General features: G+C 42.6%; 16 protein-coding genes. 11 read left to right on the forward strand and 5 right to left on the reverse strand.

From position 1 onward, the window contains the following. The first annotated feature begins 2 nt into the window (after positions 1-2). The gene (locus tag EJN84_RS08495) at positions 3-533 is read left to right on the forward strand and encodes a sll1863 family stress response protein (RefSeq protein WP_129595022.1); all 531 of its coding nucleotides are present in this window, start codon (positions 3-5) and stop codon (positions 531-533) included. 494 nt (positions 534-1,027) lie between these two features. Here EJN84_RS08495 and tnpA read toward each other — a convergent pair whose 3' ends face one another. From tnpA to EJN84_RS08520, 5 genes are all read right to left on the reverse strand, one after another. Beyond that, entirely contained in the window at positions 1,028-1,489 is a 462-nt protein-coding gene (gene tnpA, locus EJN84_RS08500; RefSeq protein WP_101487871.1) for an IS200/IS605 family transposase, read from the reverse strand. Positions 1,490-1,677: 188 nt separating this feature from the next. Beyond that, positions 1,678-2,292 carry a hypothetical protein gene (locus EJN84_RS08505; RefSeq protein ID WP_129595023.1) on the reverse strand — a complete coding sequence of 205 codons (615 nt, stop codon included), beginning with the start codon at positions 2,290-2,292 and terminating at the stop codon, positions 1,678-1,680. A 29-nt stretch (positions 2,293-2,321) separates the two neighbouring features. Continuing rightward, positions 2,322-3,212, reverse strand: a complete 891-nt coding sequence (locus EJN84_RS08510) for a hypothetical protein (protein ID WP_129595024.1) — start codon at positions 3,210-3,212, stop codon at positions 2,322-2,324. Positions 3,213-3,392: 180 nt separating this feature from the next. Then, positions 3,393-4,307: a glutaminase gene (locus tag EJN84_RS08515; protein ID WP_129595025.1), complete on the reverse strand. Its 915-nt coding sequence runs from the start codon at positions 4,305-4,307 to the stop codon at positions 3,393-3,395. Positions 4,308-4,319: 12 nt separating this feature from the next. Next, a complete protein-coding gene (locus EJN84_RS08520) occupies positions 4,320-5,201 on the reverse strand; it encodes a hypothetical protein (RefSeq protein ID WP_238943982.1) in 882 nt (293 codons plus the stop codon). A gap of 353 nt (positions 5,202-5,554) precedes the next feature. Between EJN84_RS08520 and EJN84_RS08525 the strand changes: the two genes are divergently transcribed. The 10 genes from EJN84_RS08525 to EJN84_RS08570 all read left to right on the forward strand — a co-directional run bounded on the left by EJN84_RS08525 (position 5,555) and on the right by EJN84_RS08570 (position 20,609). Continuing rightward, on the forward strand, positions 5,555-7,744 hold the full coding sequence (locus EJN84_RS08525) for a S46 family peptidase (RefSeq protein WP_129595027.1): 2,190 nt from the start codon (positions 5,555-5,557) through the stop codon (positions 7,742-7,744). 102 nt (positions 7,745-7,846) lie between these two features. Then, on the forward strand, positions 7,847-8,395 hold the full coding sequence (locus EJN84_RS08530; protein WP_129595028.1) for a DUF4488 domain-containing protein: 549 nt from the start codon (positions 7,847-7,849) through the stop codon (positions 8,393-8,395). Positions 8,396-9,108: 713 nt separating this feature from the next. Continuing rightward, positions 9,109-11,310 (forward strand): sodium-translocating pyrophosphatase, encoded by a 2,202-nt coding sequence (locus tag EJN84_RS08535; protein WP_129595029.1) that lies wholly within the window; start codon positions 9,109-9,111, stop codon positions 11,308-11,310. A 431-nt stretch (positions 11,311-11,741) separates the two neighbouring features. Beyond that, entirely contained in the window at positions 11,742-13,088 is a 1,347-nt protein-coding gene (locus EJN84_RS08540; RefSeq protein ID WP_129595030.1) for a Na(+)-translocating NADH-quinone reductase subunit A, read from the forward strand. Between the two features lie 122 nt (positions 13,089-13,210). Further along, on the forward strand, positions 13,211-14,425 hold the full coding sequence (locus tag EJN84_RS08545; RefSeq protein ID WP_129595031.1) for an NADH:ubiquinone reductase (Na(+)-transporting) subunit B: 1,215 nt from the start codon (positions 13,211-13,213) through the stop codon (positions 14,423-14,425). Positions 14,426-14,445: 20 nt separating this feature from the next. Further along, positions 14,446-15,159 (forward strand): NADH:ubiquinone reductase (Na(+)-transporting) subunit C, encoded by a 714-nt coding sequence (gene nqrC, locus EJN84_RS08550; RefSeq protein ID WP_129595032.1) that lies wholly within the window; start codon positions 14,446-14,448, stop codon positions 15,157-15,159. A 21-nt stretch (positions 15,160-15,180) separates the two neighbouring features. Further along, a complete protein-coding gene (gene nqrD / locus EJN84_RS08555) occupies positions 15,181-15,810 on the forward strand; it encodes an NADH:ubiquinone reductase (Na(+)-transporting) subunit D (protein WP_129595033.1) in 630 nt (209 codons plus the stop codon). An 83-nt stretch (positions 15,811-15,893) separates the two neighbouring features. After that, positions 15,894-16,508, forward strand: a complete 615-nt coding sequence (nqrE, locus tag EJN84_RS08560; RefSeq protein ID WP_129595034.1) for an NADH:ubiquinone reductase (Na(+)-transporting) subunit E — start codon at positions 15,894-15,896, stop codon at positions 16,506-16,508. Between the two features lie 60 nt (positions 16,509-16,568). After that, positions 16,569-17,846 carry an NADH:ubiquinone reductase (Na(+)-transporting) subunit F gene (gene nqrF / locus EJN84_RS08565; RefSeq protein WP_129595035.1) on the forward strand — a complete coding sequence of 426 codons (1,278 nt, stop codon included), beginning with the start codon at positions 16,569-16,571 and terminating at the stop codon, positions 17,844-17,846. 366 nt (positions 17,847-18,212) lie between these two features. Beyond that, the gene (locus EJN84_RS08570; protein WP_238943983.1) at positions 18,213-20,609 is read left to right on the forward strand and encodes an SLBB domain-containing protein; all 2,397 of its coding nucleotides are present in this window, start codon (positions 18,213-18,215) and stop codon (positions 20,607-20,609) included. Positions 20,610-20,613 lie beyond the last annotated feature (4 nt).

Consider the following 20,613-nt stretch of genomic DNA (forward strand, 5'->3'; position numbering starts at 1 on the left):
AAATGAAAATCAAAATTTTAAATGTGAGAACGTTCCTTTGCTGTTTGCTCGCGGCAGGAACCGTATCGTTTGTGTCATGCACCGGACAAAAGAAGGATGAGACGAAAGAAACGAAAGAAATCGTCATCGAAAGAAATTCCGAAGGAAATATTACCGATTTCAAGGTTTATTCCTATGAACAGAAGGACGATGTAGTGCGTGCTGCAGAAGAAGAGCTGGATCGGATGAACAAGCAGATCGACGAAATGAAAGCATCCTTAAACGATAAAAGCGAGGAACTTTCAGCAGAAGCCAAAGCTGCATACGAAGAAGCTATTGCCGATCTCGAAAAATCGCGCGACGATTATCAAGCTAAGATCGATGAACTCAAAAACAGCTCCGAAAATACATGGGAACAAGCCAAAGCTGATGTCAATGAAGCTTATCGCAAAACGGAGAACAGCTTGGAAAAAGGATGGGAGAATTTGAAGGAAGGCGTCGAAAATGCTGCTTCCGATGTCAAGGAAAGGGTGGAAGATGCCACAAAGAAGTAGAAATGTAGTAAATGTGAGGTGAAAAAAGATTGTTTAGGTCAATCGAAAAAAACGGAGAGTGTTCATATCCTTATACTTATTACGGAGTTGCATCAGAGGTAACATGGAGGAACATGGGAGTTGCCTCGGAGCTATGTCGGAGCTATAGCGTAGGAAGGTTAGAGATAGATTGGAATTAGGTGATGGAAGTAGCGTAAAATAAATCGTGTCACGATTTATTTTCTTACAACTCCATTTCCTTTTTTATTAATGGGTCATCCCTACGGGATTTGGATTTTGGTTTGTTATCTTTTTCTACCAAAAGGTTGTCCCTACGGGACAAAACACAATTTCGTAAGCTCCGTAAGAGCGCATACCTCCGGGATAATTACATTCCCATGCTTCGTAAAATTACATCCGTGGAATAATATTTCATTAAGCTCCGTAGGAGCATGCTTATGGTAGAACATAATTCATACAATCATTTTACATAGCCCCATCGGGGCGGCCATTCTTTAATCATAAAAATCAAATACATATTCGTCCTTAAATTCAATTTCAAATTTCATCAACATATCCAAATATTCTTCTTTGAATGTTTTCAACTGATGATGCTTTTCCTGATTCAGAATGTATTGAATTACTTCATTCCGTTGAGAACGTGAATAAGAAAATGCTCCGTATCCTTCTTGCCACTGAAACTTTCCTTTGACGAAACGATTATCATTAATCCATTTGGAAGAAACAGCCTTTAAATCTCGCATCAAATCAGAAACCCTCAAACTCGGGGGTAATTCAAAAAACACATGAACATGGTCTCTCCAGCCTCCAATAGATAAAAGAAACACATTATCATTCTTTAAAATTCCCGACATATATTTATGCAAGTTGTCACGAAAACTGTCAGTTATTATATTTTCTCTGCCTTTAACGGCAAAAACGCAATGGATATTGATTTGTGAGTAAGTATTAGCCATTTATGCAACAAATTTATTGAGTGAGACATTATCTTTTATGTACTCAGGTATCGCGAAATGCAATTTAGAAATGAATGAGCGCTAAAAAATGATTTTATAAAAATAATTTCCCTACAAACTTACAAAACAATTTAAATAATTAAAAACGAATCAAAAGAATATATATTGGCTTCCAAACTCACTTATATTCAGTTATTCACATCCCCGTAGGCTCGTTTTATTTTATCCACTTGTTCTTTGTGCTTTCTGGCTTTGTAACGCTGGATGTTTCTCACCGGATCGAGATCGATATCGCGATAGCGCGGCGTAATGAAATTTCTCAGCGTGCGCATCCATTCGGGCGAATCTTCATCGGCATAGATGCCCAAATCGTAATCGTTGCGGGTGTGTTGCGTGAATTGAGAAATGCTTCGTGCGTTGGGGACCGGATGAATTTTTCCGTCGGAATAGTCGATGGCTGCTCTGTCGGGTTGGGACGATCCCGGAATTCTTGCTTTTTCGGCGATATCCTTTTCTGTCTTTACGATTTCTTCGGGAGTGACAGGCCAGTTTGAAATGACATTGTCGTAGCGTGTGGGTAATTTGGTGGTGGGAGAAACTTTTAAAACCTCGGAACTTTGGTTTTGCGATTGTTGAGGGTTTTGGTATTGAAGTTTCGGTGCCGAATTGAGTCCCGAATTTTTGATTGATTCTTTCAATCTGTACTTAAATTCCTCATTGGTTTGCTGTGCATCAGTCTCTTCTGAAAATGTTACAAAAGCTGCCACAACAATAATAAAATATGCGGTGCAAAAATGATCCATTTTTGGGAATTTAGGTGGAAGCAACGCCCCTATTCATCCATTTTGAAACTGAAAGAGCCGATGAGATTTCCGTCGGCAAAAAGGTCGGTTTTGTAGGTGCCGGGCATTAAATATTCCTGAATATCCCAATACATCGTAACAGGAGTTTCCTCGCCACCATATTCGATGACTCGTTTCACGGAATATTGAATATCGCGATTTTCATACCGAAAAGTATTGGCCGAGCTCTTTGTCAAAACATTCCCATCCGGAGCAAGTATTCGTGCGTAAATAGTTCGTTCGCCGGGTTCGGCTGTGATGTTGCGAGCTATCGTAAATGAAATAACAAACCGAGTGCTCCGACTAAGCCGTTTCTGCTCTTTACCCCGATCATTTACCGCTTTCACACTTATGTTTACCGCATTTAACTGTGCGGCAAGCGATACTTTTTCCGACAATTGTTCTCGTTCCTTCGCAACCTGATTCAAGGTGCGGCTTGTCTCCTGATATTGTTGGGTGATTTGCTTATTTTCGGCACGCAACTGTTCGTTTAGTCGGTTGAGCGAATCGATTTGAACAATGTATGAACGCAATACTTTTCGAAGAGTGGTCAATTCGTCTTTCAACCGTTTAATTTCCTTCTGATCGGAAGCCTTTGTCATGCGTAACTCTTCTTGCAGCCGTTGTACTTTGGCCTGCTCGTTCTGGAGTTTGTAAAGAAGAGAGTCGTTTTGCACACTGAATTTAAACCCTTCATACTGAAGTGAAATTGCTTCGTACTCGTCTTCGAGTTCCTGTTTTTCGATTGCGTACTGTTCTTTCAAATCGTTCACTTGACGGTTTTTGCTTACGGCAAACCCTATGACAATTGTCAAGACCACGACCAATACTCCAACCAGAGCTATGAGTTGTGGGGTCCGTTCTTTGAAATCGATCTTCATGAAAAACAGTTATTCGTTGTGATGCCGGCAAAAGTAATCCATTTTGAATAAAAAGCCAATTGTTAAAACAGCTTTTTGTTTAATTTAAGACTAATCGTCCGGTTTTTGCAGAATGATACAATCCCCTGCTTATGCGAAGAAACGTTTCTTTCAAAACAATGGCATCCTTTCCTTTTCGGATTAAAAAATCGATAGATGAGTTCGCGTGGTAAATTCCTCCAAAAAAAGCATTCCCTTAAATGAATTGCCTTTGGGGTTGAGGCGTGGACTCCAGACGGAAATGGCATATTTGCCGGGTAAAACGGCAACGATGCCGCCTCCCACACCGCTTTTGCCCGGCAATCCCACTTTGAAGGCAAATTGGCCGGCTTCGTCATAAAAGCCGCAAGTCTGCATCAATGCATTGGTGCGTTTGGTGCGACTCGGCGAAAGAATTTGTTTGCCCGAATAGGGCACAATGCCATTGTTGGCCAGAAAAAGAAAACTATCGCTTAGTTCGCGGCAACTCATTTCGAGCGAACACAGATGAAAATATAAGTCCATCACTGCATCGATGTCGTTATGTATGTTCCCGAACGATTTCATCAGATTGACCAGGGCATAATTGCGAAAGCCGGTTTTCTTCTCCGAATGAGCGACGAGCGGATTGTAATCGATGGTGCGATTGCCGCACAAATCGCGCACGAACGAGCGAATATTATCTTTTGGCGAAGCCAGTTCACCGGCAAGAATGTCGCAAACCACAATGGCTCCGGCGTTGATGAACGGATTGCGCGGAATGCCTTTGTCGTATTCGAGTTGAACCAATGAATTGAAAGGCGTGCCGGCAGGCTCTACATCCATTCGTTCCCAAATCGTGCTTTTAATTTGCGAGTAGGCCATGACAAACGAAAATACTTTGGCAATACTTTGAATGGAAAAACGAATGTCGGAATCGCCAAAATCATAATGTTGTCCATCCACTGTGACCAGATGCACTCCGAAATGGTCGGGGCTTACATTGGCCAATTCGGGGATATAATCGGCAACTTTGCCGGCATCTTCCACATCGTTGAGCGAATCGTATATTTCGCTGAAAATCTTTTTCAGATCCATGATCTTTTCGGTTTATTGATATTGAATGTAAATCGGCTGAGGCTGCAGCTGCAAGAGTTCTTCGGGAGTAAGCATCCTGTGCTGAGGACGTTTCAGGTCGTTTTTGTAGAAAAGTTTGAATCCGGTGAACTGGACAGGCTCGCTTTGGATATAACGTTTGTATGTATCGAATTTGAGTTGCGGTGCACCCCATCCATCCATATTGATTACGATTTGCACTTCGGGATGAAGCCGGATTTGCCGATAGTTGGTGATCATTCCCTGTGTAAATCGGTGAATGACGAGTATTTTGGGAGATAAATGGTTTTCGCGAACGAGATTGGCCAAGTAGTCGGAACAGAAGTTGATATCTTTCGCGTCCAACGTCCCGATTTTTTCTCCGGGAAGACCTCCGTTTTTCATCGAAAATTCCGGATCGACAGCAAGATGAACATTCGGTTTTTTCAGATAATTTTCCAATAGCGGAACTTCTTTTTCCACACTGCTCAGACCTACTTGAACATCGAGAAATACGATAGCATTTCCCATTTTTGCTATAGTCAAAGCCGAATCGATCTGTGCCGCAGGCATACGCATCCGGTAGGTTTTGTCTTTCATTGGTTCTCCTTGTGCAACCACTGCGATATAGTGAATTGCCGGCTGAACGGGCGTAGCGGTGTCGGCTTTTTCCCATTTTTCGATTTCTTCTTTCAGTTTCGTCCATAAATCTTTCGGCGGCAACTCTCCCAATATTCCCATGTTTTTCGAATAAAGGTTTCCATAATAAGCGACGATACGTTTGAATGGCAGAATGGCTCCGTCGAGGGGTAACGGCTGATTTGCCACCGGCCATCGTCCGGTTGTATCGCCATTGGCAATTTGCCGGAGTTTCTTTTGATAGATAACGGAATCCACGTATAAAATCTTTTTCTGTCCTTTTTTTGCGGCATATTTCCTTATCGTGGTTGGCCGCGAATCCGCAGGAGTGCTTTGAGTTTTTTCCGATTTTCGAGTGCATGAAAACACAGACAAAAAAATAAGCAATATAAAAAATGGTTTAAGGCGACTTGTATTCATCCGGTTGAGGTGAGTATATGTTAGATATTTTTACAAATTTACATGATAATTCTTAAACGATAGACAGATAAACAAAAATATCTAACAAATGCAATCGCAATTCTTCTATTTTGGGATGTTTTTGACGCGATATTTCCGGTTTTTAAGTATCTTTATCCCCCACAAGATTTTGTTTAAATCCTATGAATTATATGATAAAAAAGAAAATTTTTCTGACGGCTCTTGTTGCTTCTATTGCATTTCATCTGTCGGCCGACGAGGGGATGTGGATGCTTCAATTACTCAAACAGCAAAAATATCCCGAAATGAGGGCGCTTGGATTGAAATTGACGGATTATGATATTTATAATCCTGACGGTTCGTCCATAAAAGATGCCGTAGTGCAGTTTGGAAACGGTTGTACCGGGGAAGTGATTTCGTCGCAGGGATTGGTACTCACCAATCATCATTGCGGATATGGATCGATTCAAAATCACAGTTCGTTGAAGAACAATTATCTCGAAGAAGGCTTTTGGGCGATGTCCAGAGAACAGGAATTACCCAATCCCGGACTTACAGTAACCTTCATCGAACGTATCGACGATGTTACCGATTTTGTGAAGCAATGCCTTGAGCGTGATTCCGCAAAGGATTCATTGGGAGTTTTCTATCTTTCCCCGTCGTATCTGAAAGGCGTTGCTCGCGAACGAGTGGGTGAAGTTGTACTAAAAAACCTACAGGGCATCGATTTCGAAATAAAGCCTTTTTACAACGGGAATCGGTATTATATGTTCACAAAGAAAATATACCCCGATGTTCGATTGGTTGGAGCCCCGCCCAGTTCTATAGGAAAGTTTGGAGCCGATACCGACAATTGGATGTGGCCTCGACACACCGGCGATTTTTCGGTTTTCCGCATCTACGCCGACAAAGACGGGAATCCCGCCCCTTATTCTCCATCCAATGTTCCTCTCAAGCCTAAACGTTGGCTCACTATTTCCTCTCGGGGTATTCAAGAAAACGATTTTGCCATGATTATCGGCTTTCCCGGAACAACTTATCAGTATTTTACGTCGTGGGAGGTACAAGAGCGTCGCGATATCGATAATGCCGTGCGCATCAATATACGAAACATACGACAAAAAGCGATGCTCGAAGAAATGTTGAAAGATCCGGCCGTCAAAATACAGTATTCTTCAAAATATGCCGGATCCACTAACGGGTACAAAAGTGCGATCGGTGCCAATTGGGCTATCGACAAGCACAATTTTGTCGATGTCAAGCTGCGGAAACAACTTCAATTGCAGCAATGGGCACGAAATAATAACCGCGGCGAATATGTGAGCGCCATCGACGCGATTCGCAGTGCAGTTGATCAAAGAGCCAATCTTCGTTTTCGCGAACGAATGCTCTCGGAAGCCATTCTTATGGGAATAGAATTTTCAAAAGTGCGTTACACTCATGCCGACTCTCTCCTTCAAGCGCTTTCGACGAAAGACAAAGCTGCCATCGAAAAATATACCGATGCTTTGCAATCTGATTATCGACTTTTTGCCAACAAAGACTATAATCCGCAGGTTGATCAAAAAGTTTCAACAGCTCTTCTCTCGGAATATGTACGCCTTGTACCGCGCAACGAACAGCCTTCGATTTTCGATGAACTCTATTCGCGTTTCGATGGAGATGTTGGTGCATTGGTTCAAGCAATTTTCTCTACATCCATCTTCGGAAGCGAACAAAACTTGCAGCGCTTTTTGGCAAGCAAGCGAAAGGACAAACTGTTAAAATCTGATCTCATGTTCCGTTTTGCTCAGTCTGTCAATTCGGAATATGATAGGTTGCAAATGCAACTTAACGCGCTGAAACGACCCTACGATGAGGCTCGCAAGAAATACGTAGAAGGAATTTTGGAAATGGATGGCGAGCTAAATCATTTTCCCGATGCCAATCTCACACTTCGACTAACTTACGGTAAAGTGAAAGGGTACAGGCCACGCGATGCGGTATTTTATGGTTATCAGACTACGATGGATGGTATTATGGAAAAAGAAGATTCGACCAATTGGGAATTTGTGGTGCCCGAAAAATTGAAATATTTATACCAAAATTCAGATTTCGGTATTTATGCAATGCCTAACGGCAAAATGCCAGTTGCCTTCATTGCCGATACACATACTACGGGCGGAAATTCGGGAAGTCCCGTAATGAATGGCAACGGCGAGCTTGTCGGTATCAATTTCGATAGAAACTGGGAGGGCGTTGGAGGCGATATACAATACCTTCCCGATTTTCAGAGGAGCATCATCGTGGACATTCGTTATGTGTTATTTGTCATTGAGCATTATGCGGGCGCCAAGCACCTGATTGAAGAAATGGATATCGATAAAATTCCGGAAATCTGAAAGAGTCGAAAGGCAAAAAATTTCCCTGAAAGTTTTTAATTTTCAGAAAATTCCTTATTTTTGTATCATCGACAGGGGTCGATAACTAAACTGAAAAAAGTCATGAAAACGAAAATTATCTACGGTTTTGCCATCTGTAGTATTGTGCTTCTTGTTCAGAGTTGCGCATCGCAGAAGTCAACGCAAGCCAACCTTACTGTTGCTCGTTTGGTTGGCCTGTGGGAAGTGAAAGCCGAGCATCGCAGTGATGAAAAAGGCTACAAACGCATGCCTCACGGAATGTTTAAACTGATTTTGCCCAACGGCAAATTTGTGAATTTTATGACTACTGACAGAGGATCAACCATTACCGTAGATGGAACGTATGTCGTCGAAGGAGATTCTATCTATATCGAGAAGATTGATCATTCTTTTAACAAAAGCCAAATCGGGATGGACAATCCACTTTATTTGAAATTATCGAATGATAATTTTATGTATCTGAGGTGGTTTCAAGCCATTGACGAATTCAATCAGCAGCAAAATCGGTGGATAGAAGAGATTTGGCAGCGGGTAAAACGAGAGGGTATGAATAGAAGTACTTTTTCGCTGCAACAAGAGTTGAGGACTATTCTCGAAGACCAGGAAGTTATTGACTATATCATCCAGTGAGACACCCTTTCTGCTGATTTGAGTAACGTAACGTGTCAATGTTGATTGGAAAACAACTTTGTTGTGTACCGAATAATATGTGATCACGGACAAAATATGTATCAATATCTCAATATCGGACAATATAAAAGACAAATGTCGATTTACGGTTTTTGAAACCCGCTGACTTTGGTGATGAGTTGTGCTGAAACTGAAACCAGTCGTTTGTTGGATTCTATATGGGAAAACACGCTTATGAGAGTTGCGTAAGTGAAACAAGAGCGATGTACGGCGCAAGTACGGCGCAAATACGGCGATAGTGTGATTCGAACAATTGAGAATTTAGAAGAACGAAAGAAATGAAGAAGTTGAGAAATGAAGAGAGTAATTTCAAAACAATTCTGCTCTTAAGATAAATAGGGAGGAGGTACAGTTTAAGGTATAATAATGAGGAGGAAATGAAGGTGGGGAAATTTGGAAATGAGTGCGCCATCGGAAATTCATGAAGCAAACTCAGTTTGATTCCCATCATATTTCACATAGAACCGTTCCTTATTACTAAACGCAGTTTTAATGAGCGGCCTCTAATAACGGGCATTGTCCTGTTTTTTTTTGTTAAATAATTTCTTTTGTTAATTATTTTAAGCAATTTTGCATTTAAAAATATACCGATTACCCAACAATAATCGCGATATGTCGGTAAGTTTACTTAAACATCTATTAGTCAATATGCTATGAATTATTTCTATTTAGTTCCTTTTGCTTCACTTTTTGCGCTTGGCTTTGCTATGTATTTTTTTAAAAAGATGATGCGCGAAGGGGAAGGCACCGAAAGAATGAAGACCATTGCTCAATTTGTGCGCGAAGGAGCCATGTCTTACCTCAAACAGCAGTATAAGGTTGTAGCCATCGTTTTTGTCATACTCTCTATTATTTTTGGGGTTATGGCGTATTTCGGACTACAAAACAACTGGGTGCCATTTGCATTTCTCACGGGAGGTTTTTTCTCGGGACTGGCCGGTTTTTTTGGTATGAAAACGGCCACGTATGCATCGGCTCGTACGGCTAACGCAGCAAGAACGTCCCTGAATAAAGGTTTGCAGGTTGCTTTTCGTTCGGGAGCAGTGATGGGGCTTGTGGTTGTCGGGTTGGCATTGCTCGATATCTCCATTTGGTATCTCATACTCGACCATTTTGTAGCGGATGCCGAGCCGGGACATAAGCTCATCATGATAACAACCACCATGCTTACTTTTGGAATGGGAGCTTCCACGCAGGCGCTATTTGCACGTGTTGGCGGGGGAATATACACCAAAGCGGCCGACGTCGGGGCTGATTTGGTGGGAAAAGTTGAAGCAGGGATACCTGAAGATGATCCGCGCAATCCGGCTACCATTGCCGATAATGTGGGAGATAATGTAGGCGATGTCGCCGGAATGGGCGCCGATCTTTATGAATCTTACTGTGGTTCGATTCTCTCCACTGCCGCACTTGGTGCATCGGCTTTTATTTCCAATCCTCAAATGCAATCGAATGCGGTGTTTGCGCCCATGATTATTGCTTCGATAGGTGTCTTTCTTTCTATCCTTGGAATTTTTCTGGTCAGAACAAAAGAAGACGCAACGATCAAAACGCTCATGTCTGCCCTTAATCGAGGAGTCAATACGAGTGCTGTTCTCATTGCGGCGTGCGCAATGCTCATCCTGTATTTGCTCGGATTCGAAAACTGGCTTGGTCTTTCGTTTTCGGTGATTGCAGGGCTGCTTGCAGGTATTATTATCGGGCAGGGTACTGAATATTTTACTTCGCATGCCTATCGCCCGACTCAAAATATTGCAAAAAGTGCGCAGACGGGTCCTGCCACAGTCATCATAGCCGGTATGGGATCCGGAATGATTTCGACGGTAATCCCCGTGATAACTATCGTTATTGCTATCTTGGTTTCGTATCTCAGTCCGATCGGATTTGATGTCGAGAATATGCTTACGGGCAATAATCTCAGTATGGGCTTGTATGGCATTGCCATTGCGGCTGTCGGCATGTTGTCCACTCTTGGAATTACTCTGGCTACTGATGCCTATGGGCCCATTGCCGATAATGCCGGAGGAAATGCCGAAATGAGCGGCCTCGATCCCGAAGTACGTCGCCGTACGGATGCGCTTGATGCGCTTGGAAACACAACGGCTGCAACAGGAAAAGGATTTGCCATTGGTTCTGCAGCTCTCACAGCGCTGGCTTTATTAGCCTCGTATATGGAAGAAATTCGCATGGGAATGTTACGTCTTGGTAACAATGTCATGCAATTTGCCAATGGGGATACAATAGAAGTTGCGAAAGCGAGTTTTCTCGATTTCATGAATTATTATCAGGTTACACTGATGAATCCTAAGGTTATAAGCGGAATTTTCGTTGGATCGATGATGGCCTTTCTTTTTTGCGGCTTAACGATGAATGCAGTTGGACGTGCTGCTCAGAAAATGGTGGAAGAGGTTCGTCGTCAGTTTCGCGAAATCAAAGGTATTCTCACCGGCGAAGGAACTCCTGATTATGCACGTTGCGTGGCTATCTCCACAAAAGGAGCGCAGAAGGAAATGCTTCTTCCCTCCATTTTAGCCATTTTGACACCTATTCTCACCGGGATTTTACTGGGAGTTTCGGGTGTTATGGGATTGCTTGCAGGTGGATTAGGGTCAGGATTCGTGTTGGCCGTTTTCATGGCCAATTCCGGCGGAGCTTGGGATAATGCCAAGAAATATATAGAAGAAGGCAATCTGGGAGGTAAGGGTTCCGATGCTCACAAAGCTGCCGTTGTGGGAGATACTGTGGGCGATCCGTTTAAGGATACATCCGGCCCTTCACTCAATATACTCATCAAACTTATGAGCATGGTATCCATTGTGATGGCGGGACTTACCGTATCGTGGAGTTTGCTTTGATGGAGCGAAATTTTTAATTACCGGCGCATATCGGCTTACAGTCGATGTGCGCCAGTTAGTTTATTCGTTTTGTGTATAGGTTTTTCGAAAGCGAGTGTTATTTGTAATCGTTCTATTTTTTTTACCGGCTTGGAAGTTTGCTCGCTTTATCGAGCATTTTTTTTATTTATATCCTACATTATGAGGGTTTTAATCGTATAGTTTTTCCCAAAAATACTTGCGTGATTTTCCGGCGAGAATGGATTAAAACTTAATTACGGATTTTTTTCCATAATTTTCTGAAGATTTATTACAAGATCATTCCAAAAAAATGTATCTTTGCGGCACAAAAAAACGTGCTTTAATTTCACAGCAATATACATATATTTCGAAAAAGCTGATTGAAACAGGTTGATCAAAAAAACATATAAGCTACTTTATTAAAAATAGATATGGCTAATCGCATCACTATTAAAAAAGGCTTACAAATTCCTCTGGCCGGAAGAGCTGAAGAAGTTTTTCGTGGCTCAATAGCCAGCGAATTTGTAAAAGTCTGTCCTGATGATTTTCACGGGATCATTCCAAAATTAGCAGTGAAGGTGAATGATCGGATTAAGGCCGGAAATGCACTGTTTTACGACAAACAGCACCCCGACATGTTTTTCGCTTCACCTGTGAGTGGTGTCGTGACCGACATCGTAAGAGGCGAAAAACGTAAAATCCTCCACGTTGACATTCAAGCCGATAAGGATATTCAATACGCAGATTTCGGGAAAAAACAAATTTCGGCGCTTTCAACAAGTGAAATCAAAAGTGCGGTTCTGGAAGCCGGTATTTGGTTCCTGATCAAGCAACGACCCTACGATATTGTAGCCAACCCCGACAAGTCGCCTCGCGATATTTTCGTAACAGGGTTTGATACGGCTCCTTTGGCTCCTTCCTACGATTTTATCCTTCAGGGACAGGAGGATGATCTTCAAACAGGCTTTGATGCTCTTTCCAAACTTACCGAAGGCAAAGTTTATCTTTCCATAAGTACGAAGACCACTAACAAAGGATTGCGCGAAGCAAGAAACGTGATACTTACCGAATTTGAGGGTCCTCATCCTGCAGGAAATGTCGGCGTGCAGATCAATCGCATTAAACCTGTCAACAAAGGAGAAACGGTGTGGACGCTTTCGGCGTTGGATGTAGCCATCATCGGCCGTTTATTTAATAAGGGTATTGTCGATCTAACTCGTACCGTCGCATTGACGGGCTCTGAGGTTAAGAAGACAGGGTATTACAAAATGACAATCGGTACCGGATTGAAATCTATCTTCAAAAACAATGTAACCGAAGGAATACCTTTGAGATACATCAGTGGAAATCCTCTCACCGGCATCAAGATTGATGAAGATGGTTTTCTTCATGCGTACGATTCGCAAATCACAGTAATACCGGAGGGCGTAGGTGTCCACGAGATGTTTGGATGGGCTTCGCTGTCGCCCAATCGCTATAGTGCAGGATGCACCTATCCGAAACTTCGAAAGGAATATCGATTGGATGCCCGGATTTTGGGTGGATCAAGAGCTATCATTGTATCCAACGAATACGATCAGGTTTTTCCCATGGATATTTATCCGGAACAGTTGATCAAAGCCACAATCGCTTTCAACATCGATAAGATGGAGCAACTCGGAATTTATGAGGTAGCTCCCGAAGATTTCGCATTGTGTGAATTTGTGGATACTTCGAAGCTTGAAATACAGAAAATTATTCGAACCGGCTTGGATTTGCTTCGCAAAGAGATGGAATAGAAATGATTTTCGTATGAATAGAAACTTTTGGCCGATTTTTTTGTGCTAGCGGTTTTCGATTCGCATTGTTTTCATGGTCTTAATTAGAGTAAGAAAAATAAAACAAATAAATATCTTTATTCATGTCTTTAAGAAATTATATCGATAAGATAAAGCCCAATTTCGAAGAAGGCGGAAAGTTTTATTGGTTGCATTCTACCTTTGATGCTTTCGAAACTTTCCTGTATGTGCCTGATACTACTTCGAAATCGGGAGTGCATATTCACGATGCAAGAGACTCGAAGCGAACGATGGTTATTGTTATCATCGCGCTTATGCCCGCATTGCTGTTTGGTATGTATAATGTTGGATTTCAGCACTATCTTGCCATTGGTCAAGATGTCGGTTTCTGGACAAAATTCTTTTACGGATTACTATCCGTATTACCCCAAATCGTAGTTTCTTACGTTGTGGGATTGGGAATTGAGTTTGCAATGGCGCAAATGAAGCATGAAGAGGTATCGGAAGGTTTTTTGGTCACGGGAATACTTATCCCTATGATCTTGCCCGTTGATACTCCATTATGGATGATTGCCGTTGCCACTGCGTTTGCAGTAGTATTCGCTAAAGAAGTGTTTGGAGGCACGGGGTATAACATATTCAATGTAGCTCTCATTGCTCGCGCGTTTTTGTTCTTCTCCTATCCGTCGAAGATGTCGGGCGATCAGGTTTGGGTTCGCACCGGCAGTACATTTGGGATGGGCAAGGGAACTGTAGTTGATGGATTTTCGGGAGCTACACCTCTCGGCCAGTTGGCTACGACAGATGCGCATAGTTTTGCCGATTTCTCTTTCAGAGGAATTACCGGACAACCATTAACGACCAGTGATATGTTTTTTGGTTTTATACCCGGTTCTGTAGGTGAGGTATCCACTCTTGCCATATTGTTGGGCGCCATTCTTCTGATTGCTACCAATGTCGGAAGTTGGAAAACCATGTTCTCCGTATTTTTGGGAGGATTGTTCACAGTCACTCTCGTGAATTTATTTGCTGCTAATGCGGCAATGGAGATGCCTGCCAACTACCACTTTTTACTCGGAGGATTTGCTTTTGGCGCAGTCTTTATGGCTACCGATCCTGTAACCTCTGCACGAACAGAAACCGGTAAATGGATATACGGATTTCTCATTGGATTGATCGCAGTTACCATTCGCATTTTCAATCCGGGTTATCCGGAAGGAATGATGCTCTCTATCTTGTTTATGAACGCTTTTGCTCCGCTCATCGACTTTTACGTGGTGGATGCCAATATCAAAAAAAGGCTGAAACGCGTTGAAGTGAAAAATAGAGAAAAATAAATTAGGAAAGGAACAATGTTATGAATAGAGAAAATAATGTTTATACCATTCTATATGCCTCGATCATGGTCATTATTGTAGCCGTTGCATTGGCATTTACCCATCAATCGTTGAGCGAGCAGCAGACTAAGAATGTAAACATCGATAAAATGCAGCAAATTCTTCGCTCGCTGCACATCAATGCATCTACCAACGAAGCTGAATCTAAATATAACGAGTTGATTAAAAATTCTTATTTGGTTACCCCTCAAGGAGAAAAAGTGGAAGGATCGGAGGGTACAAAAACTTCAGATCCGGCGTTTGCAACAGATATAGCGGTAGATGCCAGCAAAGGGTTGCCCGTTTTCGAAGCAGAAATCGAGGGCAGGACGATTTATATTTTGCCGATGTCCGGGAAAGGTTTATGGGGACCGATATGGGGATATATTGCTATAGAGTCGGATGGAAGTACTGTTTATGGTGCAGATTTCAGCCATCAGGGTGAAACTCCGGGTTTGGGAGCCGAAATAGCAACGCCCCAATTTGGAGGTCAATTTGATGGCAAGCATTTGTTTAGAGACAACACTTTTACCTCTATAGCAGTGGTAAAACCCGGTCAATCAGTAAGCGACCGAGATTACGTTGATGGAATTTCGGGTGGCACCATTACCAGCAAAGGTGTAAATGCGATGTTGCTCGAAAGTGTCGGACAGTATAAAAACTTTTTAATGAATTTGAATGCCGCTAAAAAATAGCGGCCAAAAAAATAATATACTATGGCATTATCAAACAAGACCAAAGCGGTGTTATTAGGCCCGCTCAATAAAAATAACCCTATTATTGTCCAGGTTTTGGGTATTTGTTCAGCTCTGGCTGTAACATCCAAACTCGAACCGGCTCTCGTAATGGCGATTGCTGTAACCATTGTAACGGCTTTCAGTAATGTGATTATTTCGATGTTGCGAAATACTATTCCCAACCGAATAAGAATCATTGTTCAACTTGTGGTTGTGGCTACACTCGTAACTTTGGTTAGTGAAGTTTTAAAAGCCTTTGCTTACGATGTCAACAAACAACTTTCGGTTTTTGTAGGATTGATAGTTACCAACTGTATTCTGATGGGTCGTTTGGAAGCATTTGCCCTTGGCAATGGCCCCTGGCCTTCCTTTCTGGACGGTATCGGTAACGGACTCGGCTACGGATGGATTTTGGTCGTTATTGGGTTCGTACGTGAATTGTTGGGGTCAGGCACCCTTTTGGGTTATCCGATCATTCCTAAATCGTTTTACGAGGCCGGATATCAAAACAACGGATTGATGATGCTTGCGCCAATGGCACTCTTGCTCATCGGTGTCATCATTTGGATACACAGATCCCAAAACAAGGAGCTACAGGAAACAGCGTAGCAATGCTGTTGGTTTTGAAATAATTCTTGTGGTTTTTCCGGTTATTACATTAAGCAGAAACATTAAATATAACTCAATAAATAATGGAAGCTATTAGTTTGATTGTTAGGTCGATATTTGTCGATAATATGATTTTTGCCTACTTTTTGGGTATGTGCTCTTTCCTGGCAGTATCGAAAAACGTTAAAACAGCACTCGGATTGGGTATCGCAGTAACGTTCGTTTTGTCGCTGACCGTGCCTATTAACTATATGCTCGAGAATTATGTGCTCAAAGCAGGTGCTCTGGAGTGGTTGGGCGAACAGTTTGCCGAAGTTGATCTAAGTGTGTTCAGCCTTCTTATATTCATTGCCGTAATTGCATCTTTCACTCAGTTGGTGGAAATGGTGATCGAACGATTCAGCCCATCGCTCTATTCTTCTCTCGGAATTTTTCTTCCTTTGATTGCTGTTAACTGTTCAATATTAGGTGGATCGTTGTTTATGCAGCAGCGCGAATTTGCTGACGTGGGCATTGCTACTGCTTATGGTTTTGGTTCGGGGATCGGATGGTTACTTGCGATAGTGGGCATGGCAGCCGTTCGTGAAAAGCTGGAATATTCGAATGTTCCCAAACCTTTGAAAGGGTTAGGCATCACATTTATTCTTACCGGATTGATGGCTTTAGGATTCATGAGTTTTGCGGGAATCAACATATAGTTAATCGTTTATTAAGATAAGACAAGATAAATTTTTTCTGAATAAATTAATCAATCAAATATGAGTTTGCTACTAAATGCCGGCGGGTTGACAATTATTACGAGTGTTGTCGTATTTTTGGTTATTATTTTGATTTTGGTAGTCGTTATATTGGCTGCAAAAGCAAAACTGATGCCTTCGGGCAATGTTGTCATTACCGTAAACGAAGAGAAGAAACTTGAAGTCCCAATGGGAGGGACATTACTCAACACGTTGCAATCACAAAATATTTTTCTTTCGTCGGCATGCGGTGGAAGTGGTACATGTGGACAATGTCGCTGTCAGATATTTGAAGGAGGCGGAGAAATATTGCCAACCGAAAAAGGCCATTTCAATCGTAAACAACAGATGGATCACTGGCGACTGAGTTGTCAGGTGAAGGTGAAGGAAAATATGTCTATCCGGGTGCCTGAAGAAGTATTCGGAATTAAGGAATGGGAATGCGAAGTGATTTCTAATCACAATGTGGCTTCCTTTATCAAGGAATTCGTCGTAAGATTGCCTGAAGGCGAAAAGTTGGAATTCATTCCCGGCTCATATAGCCAAATCAGAGTTCCGGCTTATGATACTATTAAATATTCCGATTTCATTATCGACGAGGAATACAAACCCGAATGGGACAGGATGAAAATGTGGGATCTGCAAGTCAAAAACGATGAGGAAACGATTCGTGCATATTCCATGGCCAATTATCCTGCCGAAGGAAACGATATTATCAAGTTGAACGTGCGTATAGCTACCCCTCCTTTTGATCGCGCCAAAAATACTTGGATGGATGTGAAGCCGGGTATTGCTTCTTCTTATATTTTCAACCTTAAGCCGGGTGATAAGGTGATTATGTCGGGACCGTTTGGCGAGTTTCATCCCATCTTCGACAGCAAACGCGAAATGATGTGGGTTGGTGGTGGTGCCGGTATGGCTCCTTTGCGTGCGCAAATCATGTATATGACTAAAACTCTCAAAACTACCGATCGTAAGATGTCTTTTTTCTATGGCGCCCGCGCGCTCATCGAAGCGTTTTACCTCGAAGATTTTTACGAGCTTGAAAGAGAGTTCCCTAACTTTACGTTTCATTTGGCGCTCGACCGTCCTGATCCGGCAGCTGATGCCGCCGGCATAAAATATACACCGGGATTTGTTCATCAGGTGATTTACGAGACATACCTCAAAAATCATGAGGCTCCGGAAGATATCGAATACTACATGTGCGGACCCGGTCCGATGGCAAATGCGGTCAAGCGTATGCTCGACGATCTTGGAGTTCCTCCCGAGATGTTGATGTTCGACGATTTCGGATAATAGGAGTTGTATTTGTTTCAGATCTCATTCGTAAGCGGCAGTTTCATGAAAAAGAGACTGCCGCTTGCGATTTTAAAATGAATGCAGGGACGTTATTTCTATCATGATTTTTTTGCTTTTGTAAATCTATTTCAGGACAAGAGGTAAACATACTCTCCAAGAATTCCATATTGCGATCTTTTTCAATGTGAAATGTGTGCTATATTATTTGATATTTCTTGCAGAAAAATAAATGGAAAAGCGGAATTTTCGCCAAAAAACATTAATTTTGTCGTCTATTGCTGATACGTTGTCATCGACTTTTTATAAGATGATATGTTCACTCTAAAAATAATTATAACCTTCCATTAACGAAGAATAGTTACTATGCTAAAAAAAATTTCAATAGTTACATCGGCTCTCATTCTGTTTATGTTTGTAATGCCCGGACTTTTTGCTCAAATGAGCGACCAACAAGTGATGCAGGAGGTAATCAAATATTCCGGTCAAGGCATGTCCCAGGAGCAAATTTTTCTCGAATTAAGTAGGCAGGGTGTTAGTGCCGCACAGTTACAGAGGATTCAAGAACAAATTATAAATCAACAGACCGGAGCAGCGGATCAACTTGGTTCAAATTATAATCCTCAGAATAACATAGACCGAACACTCCCTATAATTGTTCCCGATCGATCGAGGCCGAGTCCTATTGATGTAATCCCTCCACACAATCGTATCTACGGGCAGGATTTCTTCTCAAAAGAGAATCTTACGTTCGCACCAAGTGAAAATATGCCGACTCCTGCCAATTATGTACTAGGCCCCGGCGACGAAATCATCATCGATGTGTGGGGCGATTCCGAAGTCAATCTTCGATACACGATCACTCCGGATGGTTATATTACCGTGCCGGGCTTGGGGCGCATCCAACTGAGCGGGCTCAATGTGGAACAGGCCATCGGTCGCATTCGAACTGAATTTTCCTCCATTTATTCCGATCTCGATTCTGCCGAACCTCGTACTTTTCTGGGAGTATCAGTGGGAAACACCCGCACCATCAAGGTTAATGTGATGGGTGAAGTTGTTACCCCGGGTACCTATACCTTATCTTCCTTTTCATCGGCGTTCCATGCCCTCTATGCGGCAGGCGGAATCACCCCTATCGGAAGTTTACGCAACATTCGAGTTTTCAGAAACGGAAAAGTTGCCGCCACAATCGATATGTACGAATATCTGATGAAAGGCAACAACATGGTCGATATCACCCTGCGTGATGGCGACATAGTGATGATCGATCCCAACGGCATCGTTGCGCAAATACTGGGCGAAGTGAAACGCCCGATGAAATATGAACTGCTGCCTTCGGAAACACTTAACGACCTGCTACGCTTTGCCGGCGGATTTTCGGGCGAAGCCTACAGACAAAACATTCAGGTAGATCGCAAGGGAACAACAGAAAAAGAAACCTATACGATAGATCAGGCCAATTATGCTTCATTTCATCTGCAGAACGGCGATATTATTACGGCATCGGCCATTCAGGATCGATATGCAAATATGGTGGAGATTGAGGGGGCCGTGAACAGGCCGGGTCGTTATGCTATTAACGATAAAATTAAGACAGTCAAAGATCTTATCGATATTGCGCTTGGCACCAAAGGCGACGCTTTCCTCAACAGAGCGATCCTGAACAGGGAAAAAGAAGATCTTACCCGCGAAATATTATCTGTCAATTTATCCGCTTTGCTTCGAGGACAAATTCCGGATATCGAGCTTCGCAAAAACGATCGGCTTTACATTCCGTCTATGTTTGGATTGAACGATAATTACACCGTTTATGTGGGTGGAGAAGTACGGAATCCGGGAGAATATTCGTACGCTTCGAATATGTCTATAGAAGATGCCGTGGTGCAGGCAGGAGGATTAAAAGAATCGGCTTCCGTAGCAAGAGTGGATGTTTACCGGCGAATCAAGAATCCAAAAAGTACCGCTGCAACCAATACTACAAGCGAAGTATTCAGTTTTGCATTGAGGGATAGCCTTATTGTCGAAGGTGACAAATCATTTACACTGCAACCTTTCGATCAGGTTGTCGTCCGTCGTTCTCCCGGTTATGAACCACAACAGATAGTTACCGTTCAAGGAGAAGTCTTGTTCGACGGGCCCTATGCCAAAAAGACAAAAGACGAACGTCTTTCATCCGTTATTCAGCGGGCAGGAGGCCTTACCAACTACGCCTATGTGAAAGGAGCACGTTTGCAGCGCCGTCTTTCCGACGAAGAAATACAACGAGCTAAACAGGCTCTGCAGACCAAACTGCAGATGGATACCCAAAAAACCGATTCGCTTAATCTTGTTATCGATTCGATTGATTTATCACATCAATATGTTGGCATCGATCTCGAAAAAGCACTCAAGCATCCCGGCGGTGAAGACGATATCGTATTGTTAGACGGGGACGTCATTATGGTGCCCCAATACAATGCTACCGTTCGCATTTCGGGTGGAGTACTTTTCCCCAACACCGTTACCTATAACAAGCGGATGAATCTGGAAAGTTATATCCGACAAGCCGGTGGCTATTCGCGCAATGCCATCAAAAGCAAACCTTTCGTCATCTACATGAACGGCAAGGTTGCTACCGGACGATGGGCAAAGATTGAACCCGGATGCGAAATCGTTGTTCCCGAACATCCCGAACGCCAACCTTTCAATCTGCAAAGTCTGTTAGGTATTGGTACATCACTGGCATCACTCGCACTCATCATCAATTCCATTGTGAAATGACAAA

Origin of the sequence: Seramator thermalis (assembly GCF_004138125.1) — a bacterium.
GTDB lineage: Bacteria > Bacteroidota > Bacteroidia > Bacteroidales > Dysgonomonadaceae > Seramator > Seramator thermalis.

Coding starts and splice junctions, on each gene's coding strand:
- EJN84_RS08495 (WP_129595022.1), top strand. CDS start 3: ATGAAAATCAAAATTTTAAATGTGAGAACGTTCCTTTGCTGTTTGCTC.
- tnpA (WP_101487871.1), bottom strand. CDS start 1,489: ATGGCTAATACTTACTCACAAATCAATATCCATTGCGTTTTTGCCGTT.
- EJN84_RS08505 (WP_129595023.1), bottom strand. CDS start 2,292: ATGGATCATTTTTGCACCGCATATTTTATTATTGTTGTGGCAGCTTTT.
- EJN84_RS08510 (WP_129595024.1), bottom strand. CDS start 3,212: ATGAAGATCGATTTCAAAGAACGGACCCCACAACTCATAGCTCTGGTT.
- EJN84_RS08515 (WP_129595025.1), bottom strand. CDS start 4,307: ATGGATCTGAAAAAGATTTTCAGCGAAATATACGATTCGCTCAACGAT.
- EJN84_RS08525 (WP_129595027.1), top strand. CDS start 5,555: ATGATAAAAAAGAAAATTTTTCTGACGGCTCTTGTTGCTTCTATTGCA.
- EJN84_RS08530 (WP_129595028.1), top strand. CDS start 7,847: ATGAAAACGAAAATTATCTACGGTTTTGCCATCTGTAGTATTGTGCTT.
- EJN84_RS08535 (WP_129595029.1), top strand. CDS start 9,109: ATGAATTATTTCTATTTAGTTCCTTTTGCTTCACTTTTTGCGCTTGGC.
- EJN84_RS08540 (WP_129595030.1), top strand. CDS start 11,742: ATGGCTAATCGCATCACTATTAAAAAAGGCTTACAAATTCCTCTGGCC.
- EJN84_RS08545 (WP_129595031.1), top strand. CDS start 13,211: ATGTCTTTAAGAAATTATATCGATAAGATAAAGCCCAATTTCGAAGAA.
- nqrC (WP_129595032.1), top strand. CDS start 14,446: ATGAATAGAGAAAATAATGTTTATACCATTCTATATGCCTCGATCATG.
- nqrD (WP_129595033.1), top strand. CDS start 15,181: ATGGCATTATCAAACAAGACCAAAGCGGTGTTATTAGGCCCGCTCAAT.
- nqrE (WP_129595034.1), top strand. CDS start 15,894: ATGGAAGCTATTAGTTTGATTGTTAGGTCGATATTTGTCGATAATATG.
- nqrF (WP_129595035.1), top strand. CDS start 16,569: ATGAGTTTGCTACTAAATGCCGGCGGGTTGACAATTATTACGAGTGTT.
- EJN84_RS08570 (WP_238943983.1), top strand. CDS start 18,213: ATGCTAAAAAAAATTTCAATAGTTACATCGGCTCTCATTCTGTTTATG.